Origin of the sequence: Lysobacter sp. ESA13C (assembly GCF_019970005.1) — a bacterium.
Taxonomy (GTDB): Bacteria; Pseudomonadota; Gammaproteobacteria; order Xanthomonadales; family Xanthomonadaceae; genus Lysobacter; species Lysobacter antibioticus_B.
This window is the reverse complement of the sequence record NZ_JAHXYK010000016.1, coordinates 1-19,931: the sequence shown is the minus strand read 5'-3', so window position 1 is coordinate 19,931 and position 19,931 is coordinate 1. Positions and strand designations below refer to the sequence as shown.

The window sequence follows — 19,931 nt, the reverse complement described above, 5'->3', positions numbered from 1 at the left end:
CTGGGCCATGGTCGGTCGAGAAGCTCGCCAATTCGGCCGTGTCGATACCCACCCTGGCAAAGCGCAGCCGATTCGCGGACGCTGCGGTGCCGCGCCCCCCGGCAGTGGCAGCCACGGTTGGGCCATCCAGCCTGAATGATCGAGCCTGGACAATTGCGATGGTTTGCCATAAGAGAGGACCGTGGGTGCTGCGCTAGCGCTATCTGAACCAAGCAGGGTGCCGAAGCTGCCCGCTATCGCCAGCGGGGGCGACGACATCCCGGCCAAGGGGGTCGCTTGAATCAGTTGAAGATCGACACAAGGCTCAGGTTGCTGGTCGCGGTCTCGTGTCTGTTCGTCATGATCGCGGGGGCCGCGGGCATCGTCGGGCTGCGCAGCGTGATGCAGCGGCTGGACACCGTCTACGAAGACCGGACACTGGCCCTTGGGCACGTGTCCGCGGTTCTGGAAAGCGCCCAGGCCCTGAGGGTTCATCTCCACGGCGAGCTGCCGGCGACCGAGTCTTCCTCGTCCAAAGCGGGCGCGTTGATTGGTTTGCGCAGCGAACGTTGGCGCGACTATATGGCCACCCGCATGACCGCGGAGGAGCGGGGGTTGGCCATTCAGGCCGATCGGCAAGTCGGCGTGTTGGTGCGCGACGCCGACGCAGTCGTCCTTGCCGGCCGGCGTCGAGGCGAGCCGGATTCCGAGACGGCCAGGTTCGGCGCATCCCTGGATGCGCTCATCGCCGATCTGCATCGTTTGATCGAACTGCAACCGCGAGTCGCCAGGCAACAGCAGCGGGCGGCTCGGCAGGACTTCGTAGTGGTCGTCGCGGTCATTACGATCTCGATCCTCGCGTGCCTGTTGGTCGGCATGATGCTGTCGTGGCTGCTGATGCGGGCCTTGCGCAAGCAGCGATTTTCGCAGCGACTGATCCAGGAGGTAATCGACGAGTATCCGGCCATCGTCTTCGTCAAGGATATGCTCGGCCGCCTGATCCTCACCAACCGCGCCTATGAGCGATTCTTCGCTCTTGCGCGCGGCGCAGCGCTCGGAAAGACCGACTTCGACATCATTCCGCGCGACGCCGCCCTGCGGGTGCGCGCCAACGATGCCGAAGTGCTGTCGGCCGGCCAGGTCAAGGAAGTCGAAGAAGAAGTGCTCGGAGCCGACGGGCCGCGCATCTTCCAGAGCACCAAGTTCCCCTTGACCGACGATGCCGGAGTCCCTCACTCGATCTGTGGCATCGCCGTCGACATCACCGATCGTCGTGAAGCCGAAAAATGCGCCGATAAAGCCACCGAGCAATTGCGTGCGCTATGGGATCGATCGCCCGACTGCTATCTGTTCATGACTCACGAAGGCATCGTCGATGTGAACGAAGCGGCGGTGAAGTTATATGGCGTGTCGTCGAAGACGGATCTAATCGGTCGTCGCCTGTCGGATCCGCTGATCACCCCGGCGACTCAGCCGGGCGGTCAGGACAGCATCGAGCTGGGCAACAGGACGCGCGCTTTCGTGCTGGGGCGGCTGGTGAGCGGGGGCGATCCGCCGCTGCCGGAGGGCCTGACCGCACACATCGAAGGCGATGTGGTGCACGTGCAGTGGCAGCATTTGCGCGGCGGCAAGACGCCGTTCTTCGCCGAAATCGTGATGCACGGAATTCAACTGCGCAATCAGGACGGCGTGCTGGCGATCGTGCGCGATGTGACCCGGCGCAAACTCGCGGAAGATTCGTTGAAAGAGAGCGAGGCCTTCAACAAACTGCTGTTCCAGGGCTCGCACCGGGCGATGGTGGTCTACGACCCCGACGGCGCGGGCTTCATCGACTGCAACGAAGCCGCGGTGAAGGTGTATGGCTATGCCCGCCGCGAAGAACTCCTGGGCAAGACGCCGCTCGATGTATCGGACCCGACTCAGTACGATGGGACCGACTCGGCGACGGCCATCGAGCATTACGATCAAGCCGCGCTCACCAAGGGCATGGAGACCTTCGAGTGGCGGCATCGGCGGCCGAACGGCCAGACCTGGGATGCCATGGTTCACTTGATGGCCTTCAGCCATCGCGGCAGACAGATACTGCAATTCACCCTGGACGACATCACCGAGAGCCGCCGCGCCGAAGCTGCATTGCGCGAGAGCGAGGAGCGCCTGAGCCTGGCCATCGAGGGTGGCGATCTGGCGACTTGGCAGTACGACATGAGGACCGGGTTGTTGACCGGGTCCGACCGGAATTTCTCGATGTTCGGCATTCCTCAGGGGACGCCTATTTCGATCGAGGCGTTCTTCAAGCTGGTTCACCCGCAGGACCGCGCGCACTTGCAGGCCGCGGTCGACGATGCGCGGCGGGCCGGACGCCTTTCGGTCGAATACCGCGTGGTCTTGCCGGGCGGCAACACGCGCTGGCTGACTACGCGCGGCCGCGTCTACTCCGACCTCGACGGTGCTCCCTTGCAGGTCAGCGGCACGACCCAGGACATCACCGCACTGGTGCGGGCGCAAGAGGATCTGAGACAGGCCAAGGCCATGGCCGATGCGGCCAATGCGGCCAAGAGCCAGTTCCTCGCCAATATGAGCCATGAGATCCGCACGCCGATGAACGCCATTCTCGGCATGTCGCATCTCGCGCTGAAGGACAGCGCCGACCCGGGACAGCGCGCCTACCTCGACAAGATCCAGCGCGCAGGCCAGCACCTGCTCAGCATCATCAGCGACATCCTGGATATTTCCAAGGTCGAGGCCGGCAAGCTGACCATCGAGCAATCGTACTTCACGCTATCGCAGCTATTGGGCGACGTCGCGAGCGTGGTCGGGGACAAGGTGGAAGAAAAGGGGCTGCAGATCCAATTCGATGTGGCATCCGACGTGCCCGCGGCGCTCATGGGCGACCGCTTGCGTTTGGGCCAGGTGCTGATCAACTACGCCACCAACGCGGTCAAGTTCACCGACCGTGGCGGGATCCGGATATCGGTCGGAGTCGATCAACGCGATGAGCGCGATATGCTGCTACGTTTCACCGTACGCGATACCGGCATCGGCTTGGACCTCGATCAGGTCGGTTTGATATTCGAGGCGTTTCAGCAGGGTGACAGCTCCACCACGCGCAAGTACGAGGGCGCCGGACTTGGCCTGGCGATCTGCAAGAACCTGGTCGAGCTGATGGGCGGCGAGGTGGGGGTGGACAGCGAGCTCGGCCGAGGCAGCACCTTCTGGTTCACCGCACGATTGGGGCGCGGCGAGTTGCAGCTCAACGCCGAGGAACTGCCTGCGACGGTAAGGGGCCGGCGCATCCTGGTCGCCGAATGCCATGGCGAACTCTCGAGAATGTTGACCGGCCTGGGGTTCACGGTCGCGACCGTCTGCGACGGCAGGAGCGTGCTGGCCGCTTTCAAATCGTCGGTGGAATCCGAAAGACCGTTCGATGTCGTGGTCCTGGACCTGGATATCCCGCGCCTCGAGGGGCCGTCGGTCGTGGAACGCATCAGAGCCTACGCACCGTCGCGGACGATCCGTCTCATCGCGGTTGCCAGCGCCAAGCGCATGGAGTCGGTAGCGCAGACGGGAGACGTGGGCGGTGTGCGGCTGATCAAGCCGATCGAACCTTCGCAGATGATCGATTCGGTGGTCGGCATGATAGGAGCCTCCGAAGAAGAGGCTTCCGAGGGGCCGACCCAAGAGGAGGGCCGGCACGGCGCGCTCATCGGCAAGCGCGTGCTGCTGGTGGAAGACAATGATTTCAACCAGGAAGTGGCGCGGGCGGTCCTGAGCGATGCCGGACTGCGGGTCGACGTGGCCGACGACGGCGCCATCGCGGTGGGCATGGCCCAAGCCCAGGCTTACGACATCATCCTGATGGACATGCAGATGCCGGTCATGGATGGGCTGACCGCGACCCGGGAAATCCGCCGGCTGATGCCGCAGCCCAGAGTCCCGATCCTGGCGATGACGGCCAACGTGATGCAGGAAGACCGCAAACGCTGCGCCGATGCGGGCATGGACGACTTCGTCGCCAAACCGATCGACCCCGACGAATTGTTGGACCTGTTGGCCGAATGGATCGGCAGAAGGTGACGCCAACGGCAGATGCTGCCGCCATCGCGCCGGCAGCGCTCCCCGGCACGCCACTTCCACGTGGCAACGGGTATCCGGGCTGCCTGGCCAAGCATCGGCAACACCCGGTTGGCGGATTCGCAGCCGCGCCGTGGCCGGCGCATGGGCACTGGCGACGGGGATCGCCTAAGAATTTTCCCAATTCAAATCGTGATGCTCATCGCATTAGTATCCGCTCGAACTAAGAATTCGCTGACAGGCGGTGCGGAACAAAGCCGACCGCCGCCTGCACCGGTGAAGGCGATGCGGGGCACTTAATCCGATCGGAATCGATCGCGACGATTCGTCGTTCGGTCACGAGCGTTCCGCCTTGCCTGCTGCTTCTATGAAGAATGAAGAAGCATCGCCGCAGCGAGACGCCGGGCAAGGCTGCACCGGCTTCCGCTCATTCGATGGATGCCGCAATGAACGTGAACTACGAGATCGCCCCGCGCAGAAACCCTGCGCTGATCAGCTTCTCCGAGATGCTCGCGTTCGTCGCGGTCGTGAACGCGACCAGCTTTACCGGCGCCGCGCGCCAGCTCGGCACTTCGAAATCCGTCATCAGTCGCCGCATCAGCGAGATCGAGCTGCAGCTCGGAACTCAACTGATCGATCGCAGCGGCAGCAGGATCAGCGTTACCGACGTCGGCAATGCCTACTACGAGCGTTGCGTGTCGATCATCGAGTCGGTGGAGGCCGCCAACGATCTGGCCGCCGGCTTCAACGGAGGGATCCACGGCACCCTGCGGGTCTCGGTGCCGCATTTCTACGGCGCGCAGGTGTTGGCGCCGCTGTTCAACGAATTCGCTTCGATATACTCCGGCCTCAGGATCGACCTCGGCGTCGAAGAATGCGACGCGGGCGGCAACGGCACAAACTACGATTTATCGATACGCATCGGTCACCTCGCGAACTCGAGCCTGCTCGCCAAACGCTTGGGTGCGACGCGCTCTTGGATTTGCGCCAGCCCCGAGTACCTGGCCGCAAGAGGTACTCCGAAACTCCCGGGCGAACTGGCTTATCACGACTGCCTCGTCAATTCGGGCAACGGGACGTCGGCTGGATGGCAGTTGCTGGTCGAGGGCGAGCTGAGGACGGCCCGCGTTCGCGAACGCATCCGCAGCCCTTGTTGCTTCCAACTGTTACAGGCCGCGCGCTCCGGTCTGGGTTTGGCTTTGTTGCCCGACTATGTTATTGCCGATGCGATAGCCACCGGCCGATTGAAGGTCGTCATGCCCGACTGCGCGCCGCCCGCCGGCCCGGTGTCGTTGGTGTATCCCTCCAGCAGGCGATCGTCGCTAAAGGTACAAGCGCTGATCGGGTTCCTCAGCGAGCGGCTCGCCCACGACAGCCTCGTTCGCGCGCCGATCGCGCTTGCATGATGCAGGGCTTGCGAAACATCGCAGTCGATCGCAAGGCCGAAGCAGCGATGCCGGTGGATCGTTCGGTGCGATCAAGATCGCATCCCGCGAGCGTTCGCGAACGGTCAACCCGATGTTGTCGTTGCGGGACTATCTGCGACTGCGATCGCCGCATAGAGTGGCCCCGCACTCGATGAGCAGTTCTTGCCATGCCCCCGGCGAGGGCTGTTCCTGATTCGGACTCCTCTGCAGGCATCGAGTGCACTGACCGCGTTCCAAGGATGTCGTGCACGGTCAGCGCCCGTCGTGATGACGGCCGGTGAGCAGACGGGCGGGTGATGTCCGCATAGGCGCCCCGTTCCGTCTCGCTCAAGTCTGCGCAGATACGCTCATTGATCCCAGGGTAGGTGGCGCACGGACCTAGCCTGGGTTCGCAGGAACGCCGACCGGATGCGTACACGCCCATGCGATCAGTTCGCTCAGTTCCATCGGACGCCCATACAGGTAACCTTGGCCCAGATGGCCACCGAGTTCGCGCGCCAGCCGATCCTCCTGATCGGTCTCCACGCCTTCGACGGTGACGGTTTGACCGAGGCTAAGGCCCAGTTCGATGGCGGACTGCAACAGGACGCGCCCGTGCTCGCTGCGCGGCCCGGCGGCGACGAAGCTGCGGTCGATCTTCAACTCCGTGCTCGGCAGCTGCATCAGAAACTGCATCGTCGCCGCGCCGGTGCCGTAATCGTCGATGGCGACCTTGAAGCCGCGCAGGCGAGAGCGGATCAAGGCCTCGATCACATGCGCCGGCTCCTTCATGAGGTGCGTCTCGGTTACCTCCAGGGTGTAACGATCCGGCCGATCGTCGGCCGCGGCGACGATCTCCGACATCCGGTCGATGATCGACAGGTTGTGCAGGTTATGCATCGATACGTTGAAGGCGAGATTGATGTCGATGCCGTTGCGCATCAGTGCGGCGCGATCGGCCACCGCCCGGGTAAGGACGGCCAGGGTGAGCAGATCGACCAGGCCCGCGTTTTCCGCGGCCCGCACCACGTCCGACGGTGGAACCGCACCGAGCTTCGGGTCCTGCCAGCGCAACAGCGCTTCGGCACCGACGAACGAGCGCTTGCCCAGTTCCAGCTTGGGTTGATAGGCCAGATGCAACGCGCCTCCGTCGATGCCGCCACGGATGGCGTCGCCGTCGATCGCCACGTCGGGCGCGTCCTGCCACGAGCGGCCTTCCGCCGGACGATATCGCGCCAACACCGTGGTCAGGGACTGCAGATCGACCGGTTTTCCCAGCACCCCGAGTATCGTCAAGCCTTTGGCTTCGGCGAACTGCCGGCTGACGTCGAGCACGCGGGAATCCTCGCCGCTGAGCAGGATGACCGCGGGGTGGCGCGACAGCGCGGCGACATGGCTCAGCAAACGGATCCCGTCCATGCCTGGCATGTTGAGGTCGCATATCAGCAGGTCGAAGGGGCGGGCCGCCAACCGTTCGAGGGCGAGCTCGCCTTTGTCCGCGGTTTCCGGAAGCAGCAGCCCGGCGTCGCCGAGCAGCGCGGAGATGATCTCGAGCATCACCGGATCGTCGTCGACGACCAGAGCCCTCAATCCGACCGGGTACGGCGAGTTGGGCAAACGTGGTCTCCGTCATGGACAATCGCGACGAGTTGTCTTAGAACGCCAGCATATGCGCGCAGCGATCAAAGAACGGACGACTTGCCTATATCATGCACCGTTCTCAACCTGGGCGGGAGGCGGATTCGGATTGCGATGAAGGCCTCCAATTTCGAGCCCTTGAGCCGTCTGTTGCGAGGCGATACCGCCCGGGTGCGCAGGGTGCTGGATGTTTTCGCCCGCTGTACCGGCGAGGACCTGCAGCGACTGGACCGGGCCTGGGCAAGCCGCGACTGGGCGACGATCGGGGCGCTGACGCACAAGATGAAGTCGGGCTGCCTGCAGATCGGCGAGACGGCCGCAGCGCAGGGGTTAGCCTCGATCGAACGGGCGGTGTCCGCCGGCTCTCCGGGCGACTGTCTCGGACAAACATTCGCAAGCACGCGAGACGAACTGGATAGGGTGATGATGCGCGTCCTCGCGTACCTGGCGTATCCGGATGAGGCGGGTGAAACATGAAGGCGAACGCGTTGCCGGCAAGGATACTGATCGCGGACGATCACCCGATCATCATCGTCGCGCTTGCGGAAATGCTGAAAACCGCGCTCGGCCAGGACCGCGTTCTGGTCGATTCGGTCACCGACAGCGACAGCCTGCTGTCCCGTTTGCAGGCCGAATCCTGGGAATATCTGGTCCTGGACCTGCGCATGCCGGGTCGATTGAACAGCGCCCCGCTGCTGCAGGCGATCCTGGCCGCGCAGCCCTCGCTGCAAGTGGTGATCTACACCGGAGAGGAGCACCCCTGTCTGGCCCAGGCGCTGCTGGATCTCGGCGCCCGCGCTTTCGTTTCCAAGGCCAGCGGCCCGCAAGTGGCGATCGACGCCATCGGCGCGGTCGTGGCTGGAAACAGTTATGTCGACCCACTGGTCGATCTCGATATCGCGCGCAAGCATCCATGGCACCAGCTCACCACGGGCGAGCGGACGGTGATGATCGCCTTGGCGCGGGGCGAGAACCTGCAAGCCATCGCCATCGACAGCAATCGCAGCTACAAAACCGTGACGACGCACAAATACAACGCGTTGCGCAAGCTCGGCTTGAGGTCCAAGGACGAGCTCGGCCACTATCTCGAGCAGCATGGGCTCGACTACCTGTTATAGAGATCGCCGCGCTCGGCCCGGACTCGCGCATGCCGCGCATGCCGCACCGATGGCGGCGCGATCGAGCCGCACTTCCTGAGGTCCGTGCATCACCTGCCGGCATTGCCGAGCACTAAGATTTTTCCTAATTCCCGCCGCCGGGCCCTGCATTCATCATGCTTCGGGTGCCTGGCAGGCCGGACGACGGACTCGTCTGGGCCCCAGGCTCATCGGCAGCGGACGCAGGCCCACTCATGTCCCCAGGAGCAGGCGATGACCGTCCATTTTCCCGAGCTCGCCCGACTGCTGAAAAACGACCAGCACAAAGTGCGGCGGGTGATCTGGGAGTTCTACCGTTCGGCGATCAAGGATCTGCACCGCCTGGAGCAGGCTGCGGCCGCCAATGAGTGGTCGACCGTTCGTGCATTGGCATGGCGAATTCAAGTCAGCTGTCTGCAGGTAGGCGAGCACGACGCCGCGGAAGCGGCGGCCGGCCTGACCCACACTGCGGGCGAGTGCTTCGCCGATGCTTATCGCCAGCGGCGGCCGCGGATCGTGCGGACCCTGGATCGCGCCGAGGAATTCGTAGGACGCGGCATCGCCGAGCGGAAGTCGCCGCCCGATTCGCTCGGCGTCGGCAGCATCAGGCACTGATCGCGTCCCTAGAGTCTCGGCCGGCTGCGCACGCCCCGGTCGAGGTCAACGATGAAAGTCCGCTGCAAACGGCTTCGCCCATGCCGGTGCAGTCCGCGGCGATAAGGGGCTAAGCCGAGCGCAGCGGGCTTTCCTCGACGACACCGCGCCAGTGGTTTGCCGACACTTCCAAGCCCCTGGCTCTAAGACTTTTCCCTATTCCGGGGTCGCCGACCGCCTGCCTAGAATGTGATCAATGGCACGAAACTGATCGTGTCGGGGGTAGCGATGTCCGCACAGATGGGCGAGTTCTGCGAACTGCTCGAACACGACCCGGACAAGGTCCGGCATGTGGCACGGGTGTTCTACCGCGGCGTCGCCGCGGATCTGCAGCGGCTGGAGGGCGCTGCCGCGGCCAACGAATGGCAGGTCGTCAGCGAACTGTCGCAGCGCATCCACACCGTCTGTCTGCAGTTGTCCGAACACGATGGCGCCAAGGTCGCCGCGGAACTGCGTCAAGTCGCGGGCGAACGCTTCGCTGCCGCCTATGCCCGGCATCGGCCGGTCATCGCCGCGCTATTGAGCCATACCGAAGATTTCGAGCACTGAAACAACATCGCGGCTCCATCGGATATGGAGACTGATGGCGGGGGCTGTATGAATCGCTGTTCTGCACCATCTCGTTGCAGCGTCGGGCGCATTCCTATCCGACGCTCACCGAAAATAACGCTTTCTCACCGCGAGGATTGACGGTGGTTGGCGTTCGACGGTCGGCATCGTGTCTTGGATCGTTATTGATTTAAATTCGGCATGACGCGAGCTTGCGACGCTTGCCATTTTGCAAGTGTCGCAAGCTCGACAACAACAAGAGATTACGCCTGGCAGGGGAGGCCAGTGCCGTTGCGGTGCCGTGCATCGTGCTTTTGCTTGTCGCTAATTTTGCTCAGGCCGCTGCCGTGATCGCCGCACCTGACTCGCTGTAGCCGCACTTTGCCGACTTGATTCACCCTGGCGTGCCGGCCTCACCGGCCATCGACTTATCCGTACCTGCAAGACGGTCACCGACGTAGCCGACGGCGCCTCGTCCGTTATGCGCACGCGCACGCGACTCACATGGAGAAACACATGAACCGAATCTTCCGCATCCTCTGGTCGCAGGCACTGAACACCTGGGTGGTCGTTTCCGAGCTCGCCACGTCCCGCGGCAAGAGCGCGGGCGGGGTCGACCAGCGCAAGCGCGCGGGCGCGCTGGCGCTGACGCTCGACCGCGACCAGGTCGAAGGTACGCCTCCTGAGCGCGCGTGGCCGTTGCAACTGGGCGTGTTCTTCGCCTTGCTGGCGCTGTATGCGCCAGCATGGGCGGCAGACCGGTACTGGGATTTCAACGGCACGGCGGTCGGTACCGGCGGCAGCGGAACCTGGAACCTCGCCAGTCCGTTCTGGAGCCCGAACAGCGACGGCGTCAGCGGTCCTTTCAGCGCCTGGAGCAACGCTGCGCTCGACGATGCGTTCTTCGGCGGAACCGCCGGAACGGTAACCCTGGGCGTGCCGATAACCGCTCACAATCTGACCTTCCTGAGCAACGGCTACACCCTCACCGGCAGCACCCTGACCCTGGCCGGCGCGACGCCCACCGTTACGACCAATGCCGGCGTCACCACCACCATCGGTTCGGTCATCGCCGGCAGCGCCGGCCTGACCAAGGCCGGCACCGGCAGCCTGTCCCTGAGTGGTGCGAACACGTTCACCGGCGCGGTCAATGTCAACGCCGGCAGCTTGACCGCGAGCGGCAACGGCGCCCTCGGCAACATCGCCAATGTCGTCAACATGGCCAACGCTACCCAACTGAGCGTGGGCACCACCGGGGGCGGTCTGGCAGGACGGACGGTTTCGCTCACCGGGACCGTCGCGATCTCCGGTGGCGGCGCCGGCAGCGGCTTCTATACCGGCAGCGGCAACGCCAATTTCTTCGGTTTGGCACTGACCAACAACTTCAGCAACTACACGGGCAGGACCACTTTCTCCAGTGGGGCCGCGTCCAGCTTCACCTCCATCGCCGACCTGGGCATCGCCAGTTCTCTCGGAGCGCCCACCACCGTCGCGAACGGCATCATTACCATCGGTGCTCCAGGCCAGACCAACGCCGTTCTCGACTATTTCGGCGATGGCGACACCTCCAACCGCGGCTGGCAAATCAATCCGCCGGCGGGTCCGAGCGGCGAGGCTGCGTATCTGCGCAACCGCGGGACGGGCACTCTGACCCTGACCGGCAACATCGCCCTGGGCGGCGGCTCGGGCAACTCCGCTCAGTTCCAGGCCTTGACCGCCGACATGGAACTGCTGGGCGTAATCAGCAGCAACAACGCCCGCGATGCCTGGTTCGTCGCCCAGGCAGGCCGCACCGTTCGCCTCGGCGACGCCAACACCTTCACCGGCCGGGCGGTGATCCGCGATGCAGGGCGGGTGGTGGTCAACACTCTCGCCGACCGCGGCGTCGTCAGTTCGTTGGGCGCCGGCAGCATCGTCAACCTCAGTGCGAACGGCACCCTGAGTTATACCGGTGCAGGTGCCAGCAGCGATCGCGATTGGCAGATAGGCGTCGGCACGCTCGCCAACGATGGCACCGGCGCACTGACGTTGAGCGGCTCGATGGCCCTCACCACCAACGCCACCCTTGCCGGCAGCTACACCGGCGCGGACAACGTCATTACCGGCGTGATCTCCGGCAACAGCAGCCTGCGCAGCGGCGGCGCCGCGACCTGGCTGCTCACCGGCGCCAATACCTACACCGGGACCACCATCGTCGACAACGGCGTATTGCGCGCCGGCACCGCTACCGCCTTCGGCGCGTCCGCTGCGGCCCAGGTCAACGGCGGCACGCTGGACTTGAACGGGTTCGACAGGACTTTCGACACGCTGTCCGGCACCGGCGGCACGGTCGAGCTGGACAGCGCCCTCCTGACTCTGAACGGTGCCACGGGTGTTACCTCGACTTATGCCGGCAGCATCACCGGGAGCGGCGGTCTGACCAAACTGGGGGCCAGCACCCAGACCCTGACCGGCGCCAGTACCTATACCGGCGCCACCACTGTCGGGGGCGGAACGCTGCGCCTGGATTTCAGCACCGCGGGAGGCCCGACCAGCGGCATCATCGCCGGCCCCTCCACGCTGAACATGATGGGCGGTACGCTCAACGTGACAGGCGCGGCCGGCGAAGCCAATACCCAGACCTTCAACGGCCTGAACGTCACCGCCAGCAACAACACCATCGGCGTCACCTCCGGCAGCGGCGGCAGCGCGACCCTCAACCTGGGCGCCATCAACCGCACCGGCGGCCTGATCAATTTCAACCTGCCGACCAGCGGCAACATCACCACCACCAACACGGCCCTGGGCGGCTGGGCGACGGTCAACGGCACCGACTACGCCAAGGTGGTGGGCGGCAACATCACCGCCTTCACCCTTGCCGACTACACCCAGAAAGACAATGCCGCCAATTGGCTCGACAACGAGTTCATCACCGACACCGCCGGCTTCTTCGGCACGGTGACCGGCACCAAGCAGCTCGGTGGACTGCGCTACACCCGTCCGGTGTCGACCACCGTGACCGTGTCGCCCGGCAACACTCTCGGCGTGGACGGCACCATCATCGTTGCGCCCACGGTGCTCAATACCAATCAGACGATCACCGGCGGACAGCTGACGGGCGCCAGCGGCGGCGACCTGGCGGTGCAGCAGAACAGCACCGGCAACTTCACCATCGCCTCGCAGATCGTCGACAACGGCGGGGCCACGGGTTTCACCAAGTCCGGTACCGGACTGGTCACGCTTACCAATGCCAGCAACAGCTACACCGGTCCGACCCGCGTGGTGCAGGGTACGCTGGCGGTCAACAACATCGGCAACGGCGGCGCGGCCAGCAGCATCGGCGCATCCGCGGCCGGTCCAACCAATCTGGTGCTGGAAGGAAGCACGCTGCGCTACACCGGCGGTACCACGACCAGCGATCGCGGTTTCACCATCGGCAAGTCCGGCGCGATCCTGGGTAGCGGCATCGAGGTGACTAATGCCGCGACCAATCTCACCTTCCAAGGCCTGTTGACCAGTGCCGACGGCGCCGATTTCACCAAGAGCGGCGCCGGTACGCTGACCCTGGCCAACGACACCAACAACAACACCGGCATCGTCACGGTCACGGGCGGCCTGTTGTCGGTCGATACCCTGGCCAACGGAGGCCAGGTCAGCGGCATCGGCGCGGGCACCAACGCCTCGGCCAGTTTGGTGCTCAACGGAGGCGGCCTGCAGTACACCGGCACGACCACCAGCATCAATCGCGGTTTCACCCTGGGCGCGAGCGGCGCTGGCATCGATGTGAGCGATTCGGCTACGACGCTGACAGTCAGCGGCACGGCGGTGGGGGCGGGCGCATTCACCAAATCTGGCGCAGGCACCCTAGTGCTGTCGGGTGCCAATACCTATACCGGCGCCAACAACGTGACCGGCGGCGTGCTGCGTGCAGGAACAGCGACCAATGCGTTCGGCGCCGGTGGCGCCATGAACCTGTCCAATACCGCCGGCGTGACCCTAGATCTGAATAATTTCGACAATATGATCGGCCCGCTCAACGGCGGCGGCGCCAACGGTGGCAACGTCACCCTCGGCTCGGCCACGTTGCGCATCAATGGCGGTAACGGCAATTACTCGGGCACGATCAGCGGCACCGGCGGCGTCTGGCGTTCGGGCGGCGGCGTACAGATCTTCAACGGCTGCAACCATACCTACACCGGCGCCACCACATTGCAAGCCGCCAGCCTGACTACCGACTGCCTGGCCAATGGCGGTCAGGCCAGCGGCATCGGTGCCTCCGGCAGCGCGTCGACCAATCTGGTGTTCAGCAACGGCAACTTGAACTACACCGGCGCGACCGTCAGCATCGATCGCGGTTTTCAGTTGACGGGCTATGCCGTCATCGACGTGACCAACGCTGCTAGCACGCTCGCCTTCGGTGGCCAGGTTACGGGCGGCGGCGAGATATACAAGGACGGCCCCGGCACGCTGGTGTTGTCCGGCAACAACGCCTACGGCGCCAACACACAAGTAAGAGGCGGCACCCTGCGCGCCGGCTCGGCCACGGCTTTCGGCACCACCAACGCCTTCGTGATGACCAATGGCGCCGGCGTACTGCTGGATCTGAATAACTTCAACGTCAACGCGGGCGCTCTGACCGGCGGCGGCCCCCTGGGCGGCAACATCGCCTTGGGCACCGGCACGCTGACTATCCGCGACGGCTTGAGTCAGATCTATGCCGGCGCGATCGCCGGCTCCGGCAACCTGATCAAGAACGGCCCCGGTCTTCAGACACTGTCAGGCTGCAACAGCAGCTACACCGGCACGACGACGATCAATGCCGGCGTGCTGGCGGTCAACTGCCTGGAGAACGGCGGGGTCAACAGCTCGATCGGCGCCTCCGCCGCCGACCCCGCCAATCTGACGCTCAGTGGCGGCACCCTGCGTTACGTGGGTACGGGCAGCAGCACCGACCGGCAATTCACTCTGGGTACCAGCGGCGGTTCGCTCGACGCGTCCGGCACCGGCATCGTCCATTTCGCCTCCACCGCGCCGGTGACCCTGGCGGGCGCCAACGTCGCCCGCACGTTCACCCTGACCGGCACCAACACCGGTGACAACCTGTTCGCCGCGCAGTTGAACAACAACGGCGCGGGCGTCACTTCGCTGACCAAGACCGGCACCGGCACCTGGCGCCTGAGCAACAACAACAGCACCTACACCGGCATCACCACCATCAGCGGCGGCGTGCTCAGTGTCGACCAGATGGCCGACGGCGGTCTGGCCAGCAGCATCGGCGCCTCGTCCGCCGCCGCCGCCAACCTGGTGATCGGCAACGGTTCCACCTTGCGCTACACCGGCGCGGGCGACAGCACCAACCGCCAGTTCACTCTGGCTCCCGGTGTCACCTTCATCGAGTCTTCGGGCACCGGCGCGCTGCAGTTCACCAACACCGGGCCGGTGACGCTGAGCGGCACCAACACCGCGCGCACCATCGCCCTGGGCGGCACCAATGCCGGCAACAACACGATGGGCGGCACTATCGGCAATAACGGCACCGGCGCCACCACCCTGGCCAAGAACGACAGCGGCACCTGGATCCTGACCGGAAACAACACCTATTCCGGCAATACGGTCATCAACAACGGCAACCTGGTGATCGGCAACGGCGGCACCACCGGCAATGCCGGCGTCGGCAACGTAATCGTGGATTCGCCGACGTCGACCCTGTCGCTCAACCGCAACGACACCTTCACCTTCAGCGGCACCCTGAGCGGGCCGGGCACGCTGGCCCAGATCGGCAGCGGCACCAGCGTGCTGACCTCGCCCGGCAACAGCATCGGCGCCACCACCATCGCCGCCGGCACCTTGCAGGTGGACGGCGGTCTGGCGACGGCGACGGTGGGCATGACCGGGACCTCCGCGCTGAGGGTGAACGGTACGGTGCAGGCCGCGGGCGGCACTCAGGTCGCGCTCAGCGGCGATGCCGGCGCTCAGACCGTCACCGTCGGCACCGCCGGTACGCTGCGCGCCGCCGGCGACCTGGGCGGCGGTAACGACACGATCGCCCTTACCGGCATCCTCGATACCGGCACGGGCACGTTGCAGCTCGGCGACGGCGACGACACGCTGGTGTTGAACGACGGCGCGCAAATGCTCGGCGGCGGCATGAGCACCTCCGGCGGAGGCACCGATACCCTGGTGGTCAACACCGCGCTCGGCTACGCCCTGGACGGCGGCAGCATCGACACCTTCGAAATTCTGACCAAGCAGAACACCGGCGCGCTGACCCTGACCGGCGATCACGTTTTCGCCGTCGCCACTGAGCTCGACGGCGGCACGCTCGATGTGGACGGCCGGCTGGAGACGTCGGCCCTGTCGATGGCCGACGGTACCGTGCTCGACGTGGACGGCATCGTCGAAGCCGCCGGCAACACGCCGACGGCCGTCAGTGGCAGCGCCGGCGTCAACACGATCGATGTCGGTCTCACCGGCACGCTACGCGCGGCCGGCGACCTCGGCGACGGCAACGACGCGGTGACCCTGGCCGGACTGCTCGGCACCGGCGCCGGCACCTTGGGCCTGGGCGCCGGCGACGACGTGCTGACGCTGCGGGACGGAGCAGTTATCGAGAGCGGTTCCGGCGGTGTGGACGCCGGCGCGGGCGGTAGCGACCGGCTGATCCTGGACAACGCCTCGGCGATGGTCTTCGACGGCAGCCAGACGGCCGGCTTCGAGACCTTGACCAAGCAGAACACCGGTACCGCCAGCATGACCGGTAGCCAGAGCTTCAGCGGCGGCGTCGCGATCGACGCGGGGACGTTGGATATCGACGGCACGCTGCAGACGCCGACCATTACCTTGGCCGACGACACCGCATTGGCCGTGGACGGCACGGTCGGCGGCAGCGTCGGCCCCGCCGCCGCGATCGGCGGCAGTACCGGCGCGAATACGGTCAGCGTGGGCGCGGGCGGAACGCTGCTGGCGAACGGCGACCTCGGCGCCGGCAACGACGTCTTGGATGTCGCCGGCAGCCTCGACACCGCCGGCGGGGTGTTCGCGCTCGGCGACGGCGACGACACCCTGACCATCCACGAGAACACCAACATCATCGGCACCGTCTCGGCCGGCGCCGGCAACGATACCTTCGACACCCATATCGACACGGTCGCCGACTTGGGCGCCGTGCAGGGCTTCGAGACGCTGAGCAAGACCGGCTCGGGCGTGCTGACCATCAACGGGCCGATGAGCTCGGATTTCACGGCGGTGACGGTCGCTGCGGGCACCTTGAACATCGCCGCGGCCGGCAGCGTGGTCCCCGCGCCTGGCAGCACGCTGGATACCACGGTGGCGAACGGGGCGACCCTGGTCGTCGACGGCAGCTACGGCTGCGGTGGCGGCAACGACACGATGACCGTGGCCGGCACCGTGGCCGGCACCGGCACCATCGACCTGTGCGGCGGCGACGATCGCCTGACCCTGCAGGATGGCGCGGTGCTCAACAACGCCATCGACGGCGGCCTGGGCGGCAACGACAGTCTGGTACTCGACAATGCCGGCCAGCTCGACTTCGATGCCGGCAACACCGATGGTTTCGAACTGTTGCAGAAAACCAACACCGGTACCGCGACGCTGACCGGCAGCCAGAGTTTCGCCGGCGGCGCGACGATCGACGGCGGCACGCTGGACGTGGACGGGACGCTGGAGACGCCGACCGTCGCCCTCGTCGACGGCACCACGCTCAACGTGGACGGGACCGTGCAGGCCGGTGCCGGCAGTGCGGCCGCGCTGACCGGCGATGCCGGCATCAACACTGTCCGTGTCGGCGCGAGTGGCACGCTGCTGGCGAACGGCGACCTGGGCGCGGGCAACGACGTGCTCGACGTGCTCGGCACCTTCGACACGGGGGGCGGCGTGTTCGCGCTGGGCGACGGCGACGACAATTTCGTGGTTCACGACGGCACCGTGGTGATCGGCACGATCGACGGCGGCGCCGGCGTCGATACCCGCACCTACGACATCAACACCAGCGCCGACCTCGGTGCGCTGCAGAACTTCGAGGGCGTGACCAAGAGCGGCACCGGCGTGCTCAATATCACCGGCCCGGGCGCCACCGACCTGCAGGATGTGCAAGTGCTCGAAGGCCGCCTGGACGTGCATGCGGGCGCCAGCATCGTCGCCTCCGCGGGCAGTTCGCTGAATGCCGTGGTGGCCGCCGGCGCCACATTGAACGTGGATGGCGCCTTCGGCTGCGGCAGCCAGGCGGACACTCTGAGCGTGTCCGGCACGGTCAGCGGTAGCGGCAGCGTCAATCTGTGCGGGGGAGACGACACCCTGACGCTGGGCGACGGCGCCGACATCGCCGGGCTGCTGAATCCGATCGACGGCGATGCCGGCGACGACCGGGTGGTGCTCGACAACGCCGGCCTGCTGACGCTGGACGGCGGCGACATCGCCAATTTCGAAGCGCTGCAGAAGGACAACGGCGGCGAGGCGCTCCTCACGGGCGCACACGGGTTCAGCAGCGGCACCGCCTTGAATGGAGGCACCCTGACCGTCGCCGACAGCCTGGACACGCCGACCGTGACGATGGGCGACGGCACCACACTGAATGTCGACGGCAGCCTGCAGGCGGCAGCCGGCACCGCAGCGACCATCACCGGCAGCGCCGGCAACAACACCATCAACGTTGCGGCGAGCGCAAGCCTGTTGGCCAACGGCGACCTGGGCGATGGCAGCGACGTCCTCGATGTCGCCGGCAGCCTCGACACTGACGGCGGCGTATTCGACCTGGGCGCGGGCGACGACACCCTGAGCATCCACGACGGCACCAACATCGTCGGCACGGTCGCCGCCGGTGCCGGCACCGATCTGTTGAACGCCGACATCGCCACCAGCGCCGATCTTGGTGCGGTACAGGGCTTCGAGACGCTCAGCAAGACCGGCCTCGGCGCGCTGAACATCAACGGCCCGGCGGGTTCGGACTTCGTCGTCGTCGATGTGCTCGCCGGCAGCTTGAACGTCAACGCCGCCGGCAGCGTGGTCGCGCAGAACACCACCATCGCCAGCGGTGCGGCCTTGAACCTGGACGGCAGTTACTCGGGCACCACCGGCAACGACAGCTTCACCGTCGCCGGCACGGTCGCCGGCAACGGCGCGGTGAACCTGCTCGACGGCGACGACACGTTCACGATCCAGGACGGTGCCGATCTCTCAGGACTGAGCAATGCCGTCGATGGCGGCACCGGCAGCGATACCTTCGTCGCCGATCTGGCCGGCACGGCGACCCTCGGCGGGGCGATCGGCTTCGAGACCCTGACCAAGACCAACACCGGCACCCTGCACGTCGACGGTCCGGCCGTCTCGGCGTTCACCACCGTCAACGTCGACGGCGGCACCCTCGACATCGGCGCCGGCGGCGATATCGGCGGCGTCAACACCGCCACCGTAGCCAACGGCGCGAACCTGATCGTCGACGGCGCCTTCGGCTTCACTACGGGCGCGGACAGCTTCACCGTGGCCGGCAACGTCAGCGGATCGAGCGTCATCGACATGCTCGACGGCGACGATCATCTGATCCTGCAGGATGGCGCCGACATGAGCGGCCTGGCCACGCCGATCGACGGCGGTGCCGGCATCGACACTCTGACCGCCGACTTCGCCGGCAACGCAACCCTCGGCGGCGCCACCGACTTCGAGACCCTGACCAAGACCAACACCGGTACCTTGAACATCGACGGCCCGGCCGCGTCGGACTTCACCACCGTCAACGTCGACGGCGGCACGCTCGACATCGGCGTCGCCGGCAGCGTCAGTGGCGTAGCCACCAGCACGGTCGCTAACGGCGCCACCTTGAACGTGGACGGCAACTTCGCCGGCACGGCCGGCGGCGACACGATGACGGTGTCCGGTGCGATTGCCGGCAGCGGCGCGATCGCCTTCGACGACGGCGACGACACCCTGACCCTCAATGACGGTGCCGACCTGAGCGGCTTCGGCGGCGTGCTCGACGGCGGCGCCGGCGGCGGCGATACGGTCGTGCTCAATAACGCCGGGGCGTTGAGCTTCGGCGCCGGCAATACGGTCAACTTCGAATTTCTGCAGAAGGACAACGCAGGCATCGCGACCCTGACCGGCACCCAAAGCTTCAGCGGCGGCACCACCCTCAACGGCGGCGAGCTCGCGGTCGCCGGCGCGCTGAGCACGCCGACCGTGGCGATGAACGACGACACCACGTTGACCGTCGACGGCAGTCTGGACGCAGGGGCGGGCATCGCCACCGCGATCACCGGCAGCGTCGGCGTCAACACGGTGACTATCAACGGTTCGGCTTTGGCCAACGGCGATCTGGGCGCCGGCGAGGACGTGCTCGACGTGGTCGGCACGCTGGACACCTTGGGCGGCACCTTCGCACTGGGCGACGGCGACGACAGCTTCGTCGTCCACGACGGCACCACCGTGCTCGGCACCATCGACGGCGGCGCCGGCCTGGATACGCGCGTCTACGACATCAACCTGAGCGCCAACCTGGGCTCGCTGG

The 19,931-nt window shown here is 65.8% G+C and carries 8 protein-coding genes; 7 read left to right on the top strand and 1 reads right to left on the bottom strand.

Annotated elements, in window-relative coordinates; all coding sequences use genetic code 11:
* Window positions 1–276: 276 nt before the first annotated feature.
* Together LC490_RS23420 and LC490_RS23415 are read left to right on the top strand one after the other, a co-directional pair.
* Window positions 277–4,053, top strand: coding sequence for a response regulator (locus LC490_RS23420; protein ID WP_223621797.1), 3,777 nt, complete (start codon window positions 277–279; stop codon window positions 4,051–4,053).
* A 371-nt stretch (window positions 4,054–4,424) separates the two neighbouring features.
* Window positions 4,425–5,456 carry a LysR family transcriptional regulator gene (locus LC490_RS23415; protein WP_223621796.1) on the top strand — a complete coding sequence of 344 codons (1,032 nt, stop codon included), beginning with the start codon at window positions 4,425–4,427 and terminating at the stop codon, window positions 5,454–5,456.
* Between the two features lie 399 nt (window positions 5,457–5,855).
* Here the strand turns inward: LC490_RS23415 and LC490_RS23410 are convergent, their stop codons facing one another.
* Complete coding sequence (locus LC490_RS23410) at window positions 5,856–7,073, bottom strand: EAL domain-containing response regulator (protein WP_161786054.1); 1,218 nt, start codon at window positions 7,071–7,073, stop codon at window positions 5,856–5,858.
* A 135-nt stretch (window positions 7,074–7,208) separates the two neighbouring features.
* Here LC490_RS23410 and LC490_RS23405 point away from each other — a divergent pair, with 135 nt between their 5' ends.
* From LC490_RS23405 to LC490_RS23385, 5 genes are all read left to right on the top strand, one after another.
* Window positions 7,209–7,571 (top strand): Hpt domain-containing protein, encoded by a 363-nt coding sequence (locus LC490_RS23405; protein WP_031370130.1) that lies wholly within the window; start codon window positions 7,209–7,211, stop codon window positions 7,569–7,571.
* The gene (locus LC490_RS23400) at window positions 7,568–8,212 is read left to right on the top strand and encodes a response regulator transcription factor (protein ID WP_223621795.1); all 645 of its coding nucleotides are present in this window, start codon (window positions 7,568–7,570) and stop codon (window positions 8,210–8,212) included. The genes LC490_RS23405 and LC490_RS23400 overlap by 4 nt, the downstream gene beginning before the upstream one ends.
* A gap of 252 nt (window positions 8,213–8,464) precedes the next feature.
* A complete protein-coding gene (locus LC490_RS23395) occupies window positions 8,465–8,845 on the top strand; it encodes a hypothetical protein (RefSeq protein ID WP_031370128.1) in 381 nt (126 codons plus the stop codon).
* 267 nt (window positions 8,846–9,112) lie between these two features.
* The gene (locus LC490_RS23390; RefSeq protein WP_223621794.1) at window positions 9,113–9,433 is read left to right on the top strand and encodes a hypothetical protein; all 321 of its coding nucleotides are present in this window, start codon (window positions 9,113–9,115) and stop codon (window positions 9,431–9,433) included.
* Between the two features lie 516 nt (window positions 9,434–9,949).
* Window positions 9,950–19,931 (top strand): autotransporter-associated beta strand repeat-containing protein (locus LC490_RS23385; RefSeq protein WP_223621793.1); only part of this gene is annotated, 9,982 nt, incomplete at its 3' end.